14 protein-coding genes are annotated in these 13,395 nt (G+C 43.0%); 6 read left to right on the top strand and 8 right to left on the bottom strand.

The window, feature by feature from the left end; translation table 11 throughout:
- Positions 1–49: 49 nt before the first annotated feature.
- A complete protein-coding gene (locus ACQY73_RS21330; RefSeq protein WP_428654720.1) occupies positions 50–649 on the top strand; it encodes an RNA polymerase sigma factor in 600 nt (199 codons plus the stop codon).
- Positions 624–863 (top strand): hypothetical protein, encoded by a 240-nt coding sequence (locus tag ACQY73_RS21325; RefSeq protein WP_428654717.1) that lies wholly within the window; start codon positions 624–626, stop codon positions 861–863. Before ACQY73_RS21330 ends, ACQY73_RS21325 begins: the two co-directional genes overlap by 26 nt.
- Positions 864–911: 48 nt before the next feature.
- Here ACQY73_RS21325 and ACQY73_RS21320 read toward each other — a convergent pair whose 3' ends face one another.
- A complete protein-coding gene (locus tag ACQY73_RS21320; RefSeq protein WP_428654715.1) occupies positions 912–1,646 on the bottom strand; it encodes a lysophospholipid acyltransferase family protein in 735 nt (244 codons plus the stop codon).
- A 97-nt stretch (positions 1,647–1,743) separates the two neighbouring features.
- Here ACQY73_RS21320 and ACQY73_RS21315 point away from each other — a divergent pair, with 97 nt between their 5' ends.
- Complete coding sequence (locus ACQY73_RS21315) at positions 1,744–2,715, top strand: zinc-dependent alcohol dehydrogenase family protein (RefSeq protein ID WP_428654713.1); 972 nt, start codon at positions 1,744–1,746, stop codon at positions 2,713–2,715.
- 57 nt (positions 2,716–2,772) lie between these two features.
- Here ACQY73_RS21315 and ACQY73_RS21310 read toward each other — a convergent pair whose 3' ends face one another.
- Both ACQY73_RS21310 and ACQY73_RS21305 read right to left on the bottom strand, forming a co-directional pair.
- A complete protein-coding gene (locus tag ACQY73_RS21310) occupies positions 2,773–3,714 on the bottom strand; it encodes a DUF4249 domain-containing protein (RefSeq protein ID WP_428654710.1) in 942 nt (313 codons plus the stop codon).
- Positions 3,715–3,719: 5 nt separating this feature from the next.
- On the bottom strand, positions 3,720–6,164 hold the full coding sequence (locus ACQY73_RS21305) for a TonB-dependent receptor (protein ID WP_428654708.1): 2,445 nt from the start codon (positions 6,162–6,164) through the stop codon (positions 3,720–3,722).
- 119 nt (positions 6,165–6,283) lie between these two features.
- Between ACQY73_RS21305 and ACQY73_RS21300 the strand changes: the two genes are divergently transcribed.
- Both ACQY73_RS21300 and ACQY73_RS21295 read left to right on the top strand, forming a co-directional pair.
- The gene (locus ACQY73_RS21300) at positions 6,284–7,648 is read left to right on the top strand and encodes a dihydroorotase (RefSeq protein WP_428654706.1); all 1,365 of its coding nucleotides are present in this window, start codon (positions 6,284–6,286) and stop codon (positions 7,646–7,648) included.
- 346 nt (positions 7,649–7,994) lie between these two features.
- Complete coding sequence (locus ACQY73_RS21295; protein WP_428654703.1) at positions 7,995–8,255, top strand: hypothetical protein; 261 nt, start codon at positions 7,995–7,997, stop codon at positions 8,253–8,255.
- A 131-nt stretch (positions 8,256–8,386) separates the two neighbouring features.
- Here the strand turns inward: ACQY73_RS21295 and ACQY73_RS21290 are convergent, their stop codons facing one another.
- From ACQY73_RS21290 to ribH, 4 genes are all read right to left on the bottom strand, one after another.
- On the bottom strand, positions 8,387–8,974 hold the full coding sequence (locus tag ACQY73_RS21290; protein WP_428654700.1) for a methyltransferase domain-containing protein: 588 nt from the start codon (positions 8,972–8,974) through the stop codon (positions 8,387–8,389).
- A 59-nt stretch (positions 8,975–9,033) separates the two neighbouring features.
- On the bottom strand, positions 9,034–9,774 hold the full coding sequence (locus ACQY73_RS21285) for a DUF2490 domain-containing protein (protein WP_428654698.1): 741 nt from the start codon (positions 9,772–9,774) through the stop codon (positions 9,034–9,036).
- A 22-nt stretch (positions 9,775–9,796) separates the two neighbouring features.
- Complete coding sequence (gene hisH, locus ACQY73_RS21280) at positions 9,797–10,384, bottom strand: imidazole glycerol phosphate synthase subunit HisH (protein WP_428654696.1); 588 nt, start codon at positions 10,382–10,384, stop codon at positions 9,797–9,799.
- 77 nt (positions 10,385–10,461) lie between these two features.
- A complete protein-coding gene (gene ribH, locus ACQY73_RS21275; RefSeq protein ID WP_428654694.1) occupies positions 10,462–10,941 on the bottom strand; it encodes a 6,7-dimethyl-8-ribityllumazine synthase in 480 nt (159 codons plus the stop codon).
- Positions 10,942–11,062: 121 nt separating this feature from the next.
- Here ribH and ACQY73_RS21270 point away from each other — a divergent pair, with 121 nt between their 5' ends.
- Positions 11,063–12,268, top strand: a complete 1,206-nt coding sequence (locus ACQY73_RS21270) for a parallel beta-helix domain-containing protein (RefSeq protein ID WP_428654691.1) — start codon at positions 11,063–11,065, stop codon at positions 12,266–12,268.
- Positions 12,269–12,274: 6 nt separating this feature from the next.
- Here ACQY73_RS21270 and ACQY73_RS21265 read toward each other — a convergent pair whose 3' ends face one another.
- Positions 12,275–13,354: a DUF3500 domain-containing protein gene (locus tag ACQY73_RS21265; RefSeq protein WP_428654689.1), complete on the bottom strand. Its 1,080-nt coding sequence runs from the start codon at positions 13,352–13,354 to the stop codon at positions 12,275–12,277.
- Between the last annotated feature and the right edge of the window lie 41 nt (positions 13,355–13,395).

Genomic DNA, 13,395 nt, shown 5'->3' with positions numbered 1-13,395 from the left:
GCTACAATATCGAAACAAAGGTTTACGTTAACTAATTGTACATACAAAAATGGAAAAGTACCAAGTTAGCGACAGTGATCTGGTTTCATTGTATACTCATGGCAACGAAAAAGCCTTTGAAAAACTCGTTCAGCGTCACAAGTCCAAGATTTACACCACTATTTATTTGATTGTTAAGGATCAGTACGTAGCTGAGGATTTGATGCAGGATAGCTTTGTAAAAGCTGTCGAAACCCTCAAATCCGGTAAGTATAACGATGAGGGCAAGTTTTTGCCATGGATACTGAGAATTGCACATAATTTGGCTATTGACCATTTTCGGCGCGACAAACGCTACCCCGAGATAGTGTTTGAAGACGGGAGCAACGTGTTTAATACGTTAGACTTTTCGGAGGATTCGATTGAATCACTCCAGATTCGTCAGGAAACGCATGAACACTTACGCGAACTGATTCAACGATTACCTGATCCTCAACGGGAAGTGCTCATTATGCGGCACTACGAAGACATGAGTTTTCAGGAAATTGCAGATGCCACAGGAGTGAGTATCAACACGGCTTTGGGAAGAATGCGTTACGCGCTGATCAATTTGCGAAAGCAACTCAGCAAACGCGTTCCTATATATGATACAAACGTTTACCCCAGATGATGTAATTCGGTATGTTTATGAAGAAACTACCGACGAAGAAAACACGCTCATTGAAGATGCCTTAATTGGTGACCAAGAGCTGTTGGAATTTTATCTTGATACACTTGAGATAAAAAGTCTAATGAACAAACTTGAACGTACGCCGTCAAACCGCGTTGTTTCAAACATTCTGGAGTATTCGCAAAACTATACAGGCAGTCAATCAATGGCATAATTGCCAACGGTTGACTGCTTTTTGTTTGCGAACTACTCTTTACTTTCCTTATTTTAAGGAAGGATGATGTCTTTTGAGTTCGTCGTCTATTACCCCAAAGCATTTGTCTCGTAAAGACACAACATCCTGAGGGGTTAAGCCGATTGTCGGTATTGCTTCGTGGACTATCGCTCGCATTGAATAACGATGCATGCGAATAGGTTTTTTGTCGGGTAAGATCTTATAATTGATCGGCAAGCTGATTGGTACAATTGGTACTTGCTGCTGAATAGCCATCTTAAATGCGCCATCCATAAAAGGTCGATGCATTTGGGGTGGCTGTTTTGTTCTGATCCCTCCTTCCGGAAAAACAACAATGCTTCTACCCTGAGCCAATGTTTTGATTGCTCTGTTAAGCGATGATACGCGACTTTGAGTACTGTCACGATTGACCTGAATGTGCAAATGCCTGAACATATACCCAAAAAGCGGAATATTTTTGACGTCATCTTTGCCAACAAAAGCAAAATAATGTTCTACGATCACACCCATTACTGCAATATCCAGAAAAGAGAAATGATTGGCACAAAAGACATATGCTTGTTTTGGATCAAGTTGCCCACGGTATTCTATTTCCAATCGGATACCTGCCATTGGGAAAAACAGTTTTCCCCAAAGGCGATTAAGCCAATGTGCATAGGGCTTCCATTGTTCTCTTTGAAGGCAAATATACATCCCGGGAAATAACAGCAGAAAAATAAGCACCAACCAAAAAACGCACCAAACGGTATAAAGAAGTTTCATTGCACAAAATCAAAAAATATAAAAGTAATTGCCGAATATTGAACAATGAAATCTATTTGACAAACTCTCCTGCAAATAAGTTAATCTCTTTACGCTCATGAAGAAAGTTGTATTCCATCAATATGGTAAACCTGCGGATATTTTAAACGCAGAAAGTGTAGAAATACCTACTCCAGGCCCCGACGAAGTACTCATAAAAGTCCTGGCCAGTCCGATCAATCCTTCGGATATTATGTTCGTGCAAAACCTGTACGGGATTCGCCCGCAATTGCCGTCAGGAGCCGGCTTTGAAGGTGTAGGTATAGTCGAATCTGTGGGCAGTAATGCTAAAGTTGCAGTCGGTACACGCGTAAGCTTTACGGCCATCGGTACTTGGAGCGAATACGTGATCACTAATCATCGCACCTTGATTCCTGTTCCGGATACCATAAATGATGATACTGCCTCCCAATTATTTGTCAATCCTTTCACAGCTGTTGCGATGGTGGAAGAGTCAGGAGTGAAAACCGGGGAATGGCTATTGGTTACGGCCTGCGCTTCGGCGTTAGGAAAGATGGTGATTAAAATCTGCAAAATGCGGGATATTAAAACCATCGGAACTGTACGCCGAAATGACCATAACGAAGAACTAAAGGCACTCGGCGTGGATGAAATTATCAATACGGAACAGGAAAACCTACCCAAACGTGTTCAACAAATCACTAATTATGAAGGTGTTAGAGCAGTATTGGAATGTGTTGGAGGCCAAACGGCGAGCGAAGCCGTAAAGTGCATGGGCAGAGGCGCTATTATGCTCATATATGGAGTATTGGGACTCCAAGACCCCACCATAAATCTTGGCCTGATGATTTTTCGCGAACTAACCTTAAAGGGATTTTGGCTGACGGATTGGATGCGCCGGGTCGATAGCGGCACTCGTCAAAAAGTAGCACAGGAAGTAATTACGTTACTTTCTACCGGACAGGTTAAAATGCCGATTGAGGCTGTATATAGCCTTGATGAGATCAAAACCGCCGTTACTCATGCCGACTCGCCCGGCCGTTGGGGGAAAGTTCTGGTAAAACCATAGCCATTTATTGCCCTTGTCAAAGGTTGATCAATGACTACCCTTTGATAAGGGCTTATTCTATTTTAATACAACAACACTCCGATTGTAAGCAGCAAAACACCCTAATCCGTTTTTGATGTTAGAAGGAATTAACGACGGCTCGGCAAACGGATTGTCATCGTCGAAACTTCGCACAGCGCGGTGATAATCGTAGTAGGTTTTTTCGCAGGAAAGCAGGAATAATTCCACACGTCGGGTTGAATAAATAATATTTCTATTGTAGGAAAAATAGCCCGGAAGTATCCCATTATTAGACACAAATTGAATTCCGTCGTTCCGCTCATCTGATAAAAGATCACCGAAACGATTATTTTCTCTAAAACTTAATTGCACTATATTAGGACGTTCTTCGAATCTATCGGTTGATGCCGGAATTCTTTCTACCTGATAGGCGTATCCTCCAACGCGATAATAATTGGGCTCTCCGGTGATATCTTTCCAAACAATACGGTAGAGATAATCTTTAGGGGGAATAAAGTTGGGACTGCTCGAAAAAATACTGCGTGAATCAACGGAATCCTGTTTGATTTCCTGAATAGTTACCGCTTTAGGAACCGTACATGATGATTCAACTGTCTCACCGTTTCTGATTACCTTTAAGTCATAGGTTTGTCCCACTATAATAGGCATTTCAGTAGCTTTAATACTATAAGAGCCGCTTTTATAATCGAAAGGAATGGTAATACTTTTACCTTGATTTGAAAGAGTTACAACAGCATCATTAAATGATACAGCAGGACCCGAACCGCCCATATAGTAATTAACTGTTCCTCCAACTAATTGACTACTATAATAAACACTGATCAAAATAACGGTATCCTGAGGCGATAAATAGCCATGCACTACCAGTTTGTTATCGCTGCGGGGCAAACGATCAGGATCTACGTCATTTACCAACGTTTCACAAGAAAAAAGACTGATTGAGATAATTATGAATAGGATTATAGATAAATTTTTCATGGCTCCTAAAATTTAAAATTATAGCTTAGTGTAGGCACGATCGGAAAAATGGAGATTCTTTGCAGGGCTGTCTCATTTTTTACAAATTTTCCGGCAGCATCATACACGGGACGGGTAGTGAGGTTATAAAAAAATGGATTTCGACGATTATAAAGATTATAAACACTCAATTCCCACGTCCGTTCATGGTAACGTTTTTTCTTATGAAACTGTAAGCTAAGATCAAAACGGTGATAAGGCTCCGCTCGAAAGCTATTTTTTGGTCCATAATCGCTTACGCTTCGCCCATTTCCAAAGACTTGATAGACTATTTCCGGTTGGCTTTGAGAGTTTATCGGTCCTTGTGGGTATTGCACTTGGGGACTAAGATTATGAGTGTAAGCCACATAGTTACTTTGAGGCAGCGTAAGGGCATTTCCGGTACCATATACCCATGTACCTGAAAGAGTTATGCGAGGACTAAATTCATAAATACCCACTACCGATAAGTCGTGACGACGGTCATAACGAGGATAGAATTTTTTTCCAAAGTTAAGTTCATCAAATTGCCATTGGGTCCATGAGAGTGTATAACCAATCCAACCCGAGAGTTTGCCCGTTTTTTTCTGAAGAAGTACTTCTGTCCCATAAGACCAACCGCGTCCACTGGTGATGTTGTCATCCCAACGGGCTTTGTTTGCATTTGAGGGGTCATTAATCAATAAAAAACTGGAACCTTCTTTATAATTGACGATATGATTCATGGTTTTATAATACCCTTCTATTGTCAGGGCAAGGCCATGTTTTTCAAAATCTTTGGCAAGACCTGCGGCCACCTGACTTGACTGCTGCGGCGCTATTTTGGCAGTACTTGGTACCCACAAATCCGTCGGCAATCCAATTCCTGTATTGGAAAGCAAGTGAATATACTGGTTCATTCGAGCATAAGATGCCTTAAATGAAAGGTCGGGGCGCAGCATTAGGGCTGCCGAGATGCGTGGTTCCGGGCGGACATAACTCTGATTTTCGGCTTTAAAATGACTCAATCGCAGCCCGGCATTCATTCTGAGCCGACGAGTAGGTTTCCAGGTATCTTCTGCATAAATACCTGATTCTATATTGTTGATGGCCTCAATTTCTGTTTTAAATTGGTCAATATCAGTATCTTTAACTACAACTGCACTGGGGGTAAATCGGTGTAAAGTACTTGAGATACCAAACCTTAAAGCATGCTTGGGACTGGGAAAATAGTCAATGTCATATTTCAAGCCCCAATCTCTTACCCCTGATGTATAACGAAGTTCATATTGGCTTTGGCTATTATTGGTCGTTGTTCCTTCTTTGGCATAAATCTGAAACTTATAGTTGCTGAAAATCAAAGAAGCATTGGCGAACAGTTTTTCATTGAAAAGGTGATTCCAACGCAATGTACCGGTAGCATTACCCCAATTCAGTCCACCTTCACTGGTCGATAAAGTACTTTTGTCGCGAAAGAAAAAACGATCTTGGCCGAAATAACCGCTGGCATACAATTTATTTTTTTGCCCAAAATCATAATTAAATTTGGCATTAAGGTCATAGAAATAATAACCTCCCATAGTATTGCCATCGTTTTGAGCAGCAATAATAGGTCGAGCGAGCAGATCTAAATAAGTACGCCGGCCGGAGATCAAAAAGGACGATTTGGCTACTTCTTTGCCGGCTTTCTTAATAGGCCCTTCCAGGGTTAAGCGACTGGCAATGAGCCCACCACCGCCCTCACCATGCAGTTTTTCTTTATTACCCTCTTTCATATTCAATTCTACTACCGAAGAAAGCCGTCCACCAAATCGTGCAGGAAAGCCACCTTTGGTCAGTTCCACGCTCTTGAGAGCATCTCCATTGAAAACTGAGAAAAACCCAAATAAGTGACTGACGTTGTAAACAGGTGCATCATCCAGAATAATTAAGTTTTGGTCAGGACCGCCACCCCGCACATAAATGCCTGTTTGTCCTTCCGAACCTTTTTGCACACCGGGCATCAATTGCAGTACGCGTAATACGTCTTTTTCGCCTAAAAAAGCGGGAATTTTTTTTATCTGTTGCACCGGAATATCGATCTTGCTCATTTGCGGCGTTTGGCTCACTTTGTCAGCTTCTCGTTTTCCCGAAACAATTACTTCATTCAACTGTCTCCCTATAGCCGCCAGTTCTATATTGAGTTCAAGATTATTACGAAGTTTTATTTTACGGATTTCTGCTCCATAACCTACAAAGGAAAAGGCCAAAGTTACCGAATCTGCCGCAGGAAGGGTGATGGAATAAAAACCGTAGGTATTGGAAGTAGTGCCCGTAGTGGTGCCCGGCAAATATATGTTTACGCCAATCAATTGTTCTTGGCTGCCGCTTTCGCGAATATAACCACTAACCGTAAAACGCTGTTGGGCATACGCCGAAAAGGCAAACAGGCTGAAAAATAAAAATAAACGCATGACATGGCGGTTTAGGTAATGAATTGTAAGTTTGGCTGTTTGATTAATGTAACGAATCGGTTTTATTACATAGTCTGCCAAATACTCAATAAGGTTGGAATTTACTTAGGAAAATATTTATGTCAACTATTCTTATCGTTAATGCTCAGATCGTGAATGAAGGGCAATTAACTACACAGGACGTTTTTATAAAGAACGGTTTTATTGAACAAATCGGTACAGATCTGCAGCATTTAACAGCTTCAAAAATCATTGATGCCGCAGGCAAGTATTTGCTGCCCGGCGTGATAGACGACCAGGTACACTTCCGCGAACCGGGGTTGACGCACAAAGCCACCATTTATTCGGAAGCCAAAGCGGCCGTTGCGGGCGGTGTGACCTCCTTTATGGAGATGCCCAACACGGTACCGAATGCGCTGACCCAAAGCCTGTTGGAAGACAAATACCAAATTGCGGCAAAAACGTCATTGGCCAATTATTCCTTTTTCATGGGAGCTTCCAATGATAATTATGATGAAGTAATGCGAACGCCTTATGCCGATGTTTGCGGAATCAAGATTTTCATGGGTTCTTCCACGGGTAATATGCTCGTAGATGCACCCGAAGTGTTGGAAAAGTTATTCGCCAACGCGCCCTGCCTGATCGCTACGCACTGCGAAGATGAAGCCACGGTACGTCAGCGTACAGAAATGTTTAAAGAACAATACGGCGACAATGTTCCGTACAATATCCACGCCCTTATCCGCAACGAAGAGGCCTGTTATAAATCATCGTCTATGGCAGCCGAACTGGCAAAAAAACACGGTACACGGCTACATATTTTACATATTTCGACGGGAGAAGAAACCGACTTATTTGAAGTTGGCAACTATGGAAACAGTGCCGTAAGTGAAAACGATAAACGGCAAAAACGCATTACGGCCGAAGCCTGCGTCCACCATTTGTGGTTTGATGCCGAAGACTATCGTCGCCTCGGAACACAGATTAAATGCAATCCTGCCATCAAAGCACCTCACCACAAAGAAAAGATATTTCAGGCGCTGCTCGACAATCGCATCGACGTTATAGCAACTGACCACGCGCCGCATACTTGGGAAGAAAAATCGAAAGGCTATTGGGCAGCACCTTCCGGCTTGCCTTTGGTACAGCATTCGCTTAATATAATGTTAGAATTTGTGCAACAGGGCAAAATTTCGATAGAGCGTGTCGTTGAGAAAATGAGTCACGCCGTAGCGGATGTGTTCCAAATAGACCGTCGCGGATACATTCGTGAAGGGTATTGGGCCGACTTGGTCTTGGTTGATCTGAATCAAAAAACGACCGTTACAAAAGAAAACATCTTATTCAAATGCGGTTGGTCGCCGTTGGAAGGAACGTCGTTTCAGTCGGCCGTTACGCATACAATTGTTTCGGGAAATTTGACTTATGCCAATGGCATTTTTGATGAATCTACCCAAGGAAAACGCCTGCGTTTTACCCGATAATTCTACGATGATTGAAAACTGATTTTCAGCGATTTCGTTTCACCCGATTTTTTATCCGGTTCATCGGGCTAAACACCGGGTTTATCATTTTTTTTTGGGAACGTGCAACCTTTTCACGCACCTTTGCATCATATAAACAGTCAACGGTTATGTGATAAAAGGAGCTTTTAAGAGACAAAAGAAATCAATCACCACTCATCCTTGAAATTTGCCGATTAACACTTTTTAATCAAAAACAAGGTACTTTGTATTGCATAATACCAGACGAAACATATATCTTTGTATCATACTTACAGCCACAGAAAATAAATAATCGTTAAAAGTCCATTTTAAAACTCATACAGTCATGAAAGCTATCACCCTCGCCGCCGCCCTTTGTTTGTTGAGTACCGCCGCTTTTTCGATTGGGCGTCCGCATAATATTTTTGCGACACACAAAGCCATCACTGAGCGTACGGTTGTTACTCAACCGAAAAAGAGTTTGTTACCGCAAGGTTCTATTCTTAAGAACGTTACGCAACAAGCACAGGACGGTGTGGAGGAAACTCGCCAAGCTGTTTCTACCGTTGGGCGTATTGTAGGCTTCATTATCAAAATTACGCAGTAGTACTTCTATCGTCAACAGGTTTTGACCTTTTGACAAAAGCGCTCCACAAAAACATTCAGCAGAAAAAATTTTATTGTAGTTAGGGTTTAGGAAAAAGCGACAAACGCTGCTCGTCTGAGTGGCGTTTGTTTTTATTTACCCTTGGGAAGAGCAATAAAAAACACTTCGGAACCCTGTCGACGAGGAATAGAATTGTAGGCTTCATCCATACGCCGCAGTTCAAAATAGTTATCGAACAGGCCTTTGTACTCTTCTACAGAACCGCCAAAAGGCGGCCCGCCTTCAAACGGGCGATTAAATAAAAGTCCTGCCAATTTTCCATTTGAGACCAATAATTCATTCATCTTTTGAACATATAAAGAGCGCAGGGAAGGATCAAGGGCGCAGAAAAACGTTTGCTCTAAAATTAAATCATATTGACCTGAATGATTGAAGAAATCTCCGCACATGGCCTTTAGACCTCGTGAAGCATATTTTTCCTGAAGGGTAGCGGTAACTTCAGACGAAATATCAACCACCGTTACGTCCGAGAACCCCTGCACAAGAAGGTAAGCTGCTTCATGGCTATTTCCACCTCCGGGAATAAGAATGCGGGCTTGTTTATTGGTTAACTGATCAATGTATTCTTTCAAAGGAGTAGATACATAACCAATGTCCCAGCCCGTTTGACTCGCACGATAGCGCTCATCCCAATAATCTTTATCTAATAAATCGCTCATTTTTATTTTTTCAGATACATTCTTTCGGTTTTGAGAAACCGAAAGCACATTCTTACACATTAAATATCGACGGACAAATGGAGATTCAGAACATTCTGTTCGTCAAATTCCACGATGTTTGTTCGGCGACCATGAATAAAGGTGTAACCCGTTTCGAGGTTGACTCGTTCGCTCAGACTCCACAACAAACTTCCGCCTACCCAAAGTTGATGAAACCGAAACGGTTTCTGTCCTCGTATCAGTGGTGGATCATGAACAAGGATCTCGGTAACCGCGTTTGCACTTACAAAAGGCGTAAGTTGATAACGTACATTGGCTCGCCCACGCACTCGACCAACGGGTTGAAAGTCATTTGCTTTAAAAAAACGTAATTCCTGCAGGAAGCGTTGCCGAAACGTGAGTTTTTCGTTTACCTCTTGGTTGAACTCCACTCCACCCGCATACCGAATTTCTTTTCCGATGGGAACGTTAAAATCCGCCGGTTTTCCCAACAACTGATTGGAAACCATGTAGCTCAATTGCGCAATATGCACCCATACGGTATTTTGAGTATTCCGATGCGTAATCAACATTTGCCCACCGATCATTAGAGGGTTATTGAGCGGATTGTAGCGGTTTTCATTAAAATTATTTTGTCGCCGCAAAAAAAACGTTCCCACAAAATTCCAGTTAGGATTTGGTTCTTTGGCAATCTGTACCCGCGACCAAAGCGTCAGGTGCGGATAATGTTCCTGTTGTGCCTGCGAACATAAAGGCCATAGCACTGCTGAAAGCAGCAGCAAGAAGAAGAAGCGTTGCAAGGGTAGAGGTGTTAAGGTATAGCTATAGGTTTAGAAAGTTCTCAAAAATACGTTGCCCTACATTTCCGCTGATCTCGGAGTGAAATTGTGCTGCAAAAAAGTTGTCTTTTTGAAGCATTGCCGAATATTCAACAATATAATCAGTTTTGGCGGCCGTTTGGTCGCAAAGCGGTGCATAATATCCGTGATTATAGTACACGTAATCATGCTCATTCACCCCCGCACAAAGCGGATTATCAAGGGCATAAATGTCATTCCAGCCCGTTTGAGGTACTTTAAAGCCATTGGTTCGGGGAAAACGTAACACATCCACGTCAAAGATCCCCATGCAGGTGGTATCATTCTCTTGCGAATAACGGCACATGAGCTGCATTCCCACGCAGGTTCCCAATAAAGGCTGTTTGAGCGATGGTATCAATTTATCCAGTCCACGTTCGCGCAGATACGCCATCGCCGTACTTGCTTCGCCAACGCCGGGAAATATTACTTTGTCAGCTGAGCGAATGGTGTCCGGGTCATCGGTCCATTCGTAATGGGCTCCGATTCGGTCTAAGGCATACATGACCGATTGCACATTGCCCGCGTTGTATTTGATGATTACGGTTTTCATAACCTCACCCCCTGCCCCCTCTCCTTAGGTAAGGAGAGGGGAATTAAGAGGAACTTATTTATTATTTTTATTAATCTTTATTGAAGACCCAGCATTTTGATGGCGGTTATGGCGGCTTCGTCGCCTTTGTTGCCGTGAATGCCACCGGCGCGGTCGAGGGCCTGTTGTAAGGTATTAGGCGTTAAGACGCCGAAAATAACAGGCTTATTGTACTTTAAGGCCACATCGGTAAGGCCATGAGCTACTGCATGATTGATGTAATCGTTGTGCTTGGTTTCTCCCTGAATAACACAGCCGATTGCGATAACAGCGTCGACATCGGGCTTTTGGGCGTATACCTGTGAGCCAAAACTTAACTCAAAACTTCCCGGAACATTGACCCTCAGAACATTTTCGGGTTTGGCTCCGTATTCAAGCAGGGTTTTGTTGGCTCCTTCGTAAAGAGCGCCGGTTACTTCGGCGTTCCATTCAGCCACAACGATTACAAATTTTTTTGCGCTAATATCGGGTAAATTTTCTGTGGAAAATACACTTAGATTTTTGTGAGCAGATGACATTAGTACCGGTCGTTTACAGTTAATCGTCAACAGCATGAAACTATGACAGGAACAAAATTAGGGTATTGATGCGAAGTTTCTATTTTTTCGTACATTCGTTCCTTTCAAATCTCATAAAATCATGCGTTTTTTAACATTTATTTTATTCAGTTTAGTTTCTCTTACCGCTGCAGCGCAAGCCGATTTTCAAAAGAAGCTTCAGCGGCAGCTCATCATGGCCGAAGATGGCGCTACTATTACTATCGAAGCAGGTACTTATACGATCAGTGGCAGCCTATCGCTGGAAGGTAAAAAGAACATCGTCATTCGCGGGGCGGGAATGGACAAAACCATTTTGAGTTTTAAAGGACAAACCGACGGTGCGGAAGGACTGCGGGTAAGTAATGCTGAACATATCGTACTTGAAAACCTGACCGTACAGGACGCTAAAGGGGATGCCATCAAAACCATGAATGTCAATGGAATAACGTTCAAAAACCTTAAAGCTGAATGGACAGGCGAGCCTAAATCTACCAACGGTGCCTACGGATTATATCCTGTCATGTGTCAAAATGTGCTGATCGAAGGTTGTATAGCCATCGGCGCTTCCGACGCAGGCATTTACGTAGGGCAATCCAAAAATATCATTGTGCGTAACTCTAAAGCGTACCATAACGTAGCCGGTATCGAAATTGAGAATTCGCTCATCGCCGACGTATATGACAATGAATCGACCGAAAATACGGGTGGAATTTTGGTCTTTGATTTACCTGACTTGGTCCAGAAAAAGGGCGGGAATGTGCGGGTTTACAATAACAATATTCACCACAACAATTTTCCCAATTTTGCTCCGAAAGGAAACATCGTTGCCGGAGTTCAGCAGGGAACGGGCGTAATGATCCTGGCGACGAACCAAGTCGAAATTTTTAACAATAAGATCATCGGCAACAACAGCATCGGTACAAGCATCATCAGTTTCCTGATGACCGAGCGGCCGATCAAAGACAAAGAATATTATCCTTATCCCACCGGTATTTACATCCACGACAACGTGTACGAACGCGACCGCGTGCGTTATCAGGGACAGGGGCGCATGGGGCAGTTGTTCAAATACAAACTGCGTTTCGGTAAAAAGGTGCCGCACATCATTTACGACGGCATCGTAGACAGTAAAACGTTGGAAAACGGTCAGGTAAAACCGGAAAGTCGGATTTGTGTTCGTAACAATCAAAACGGATCGTTTGTGAATTTGGATGCAGCCAACAATTTCAAAAATGTATCACGGGACGCTTCCGCGTTCGACTGCACTCATTCGGCGTTGAAACAGGCGGTGGTAAGCATGAAATAAAATAACTTATTTCTTAACATGCGATGCCGCATAATGCGCTTTCAGCAGGTCTTCACCCCAGTCATCGGTCAAATCCCGAACTACTGAATGGACATGGTTAGCGCCGTTTTGGGTATTATCGTACTCGATCAAAAACGTTGGCCCGTGGACGCGGAAATAATGTCCATGTCCCGCGCCGCGAAGCGGCTCCCGATCACCCATCCAGGCAAAATATATTTTGTTTATATCCGCTTGGCGAAGGCGGGCAAGTTCCTGATTTTTAAGCGTTACATGGTACTTATTCAAATAAACATTAAGCAATTCCTGAAAAATTTTCTGTTGTGCGGCGGTCATATCGCCCCATGCCAGTCCTTCCTGTTTTTCAAAACCGGCTTTTTTCGTATTGGTTGTCAGCATGTCATTGGGTGCTTTTTCGGAAAGCATTACTTTTTTCAATTGTTGTTCGTCAAACGAACCTAATAATTGAAAAGCGATGTCGGCCTCTTCTTTCAATACCTGCTTGCCTTCCTGAATATATCCGGGCAACACGATACCGGGATTGCTCCCAAAAAAGCTTGGCAAAAATTCCACTTTATTGTCCACAATGGTAAAATGCAACGACAAATGATGCCCTTCTACGCTCCAAGCCCAAGGTTGTTTGGCGTCGGGTGTTCCGAAGATCGCAAAAGCATAATTTTCGGGGTCGCGGTACGTATCATTTTCGGGACGTTTTTCTACTTGACGCAATACATATTCCAACCCAATGATCGATTCCGCTTTCTCAATACCTTTCTCGCTGAGGGATAATTTAACGAGCGTCATGGCCGCTTTTCGTTGCGCATCATTCATTTGTTTAAGCGGAAGCCCCTTGCGCTGACGCGGGGTATAATTCCAATCATAACGCCATTCCGAATCGAAAGGCAAATTGGCCACGCCTTTTTGTTCGACCGAAAGCGTTGCCAAAAACTCTTCTGAAGCTTTTTTTAAATCATTGCCGATACTTTTTTGGGCAAAACCTGACTGCAGCCACAGAAGCAGAAAAAATAAAGTTGAGGCCGTTTTTGAGCCGTTAGAAATTATTCGCGGAGAGAGGAAATATGTTTGCATGTTTGGGGCGAGCTTTAAGGAATAACAATCTGAAAATGATG

Origin of the sequence: Runella sp. (assembly GCF_965279615.1) — a bacterium.
In the GTDB taxonomy this organism is placed as follows: Bacteria; Bacteroidota; Bacteroidia; order Cytophagales; family Spirosomataceae; genus Runella.
Note: the sequence above shows the minus strand (reverse complement) of the source record. Positions and strands in the feature narration are given on the sequence as shown.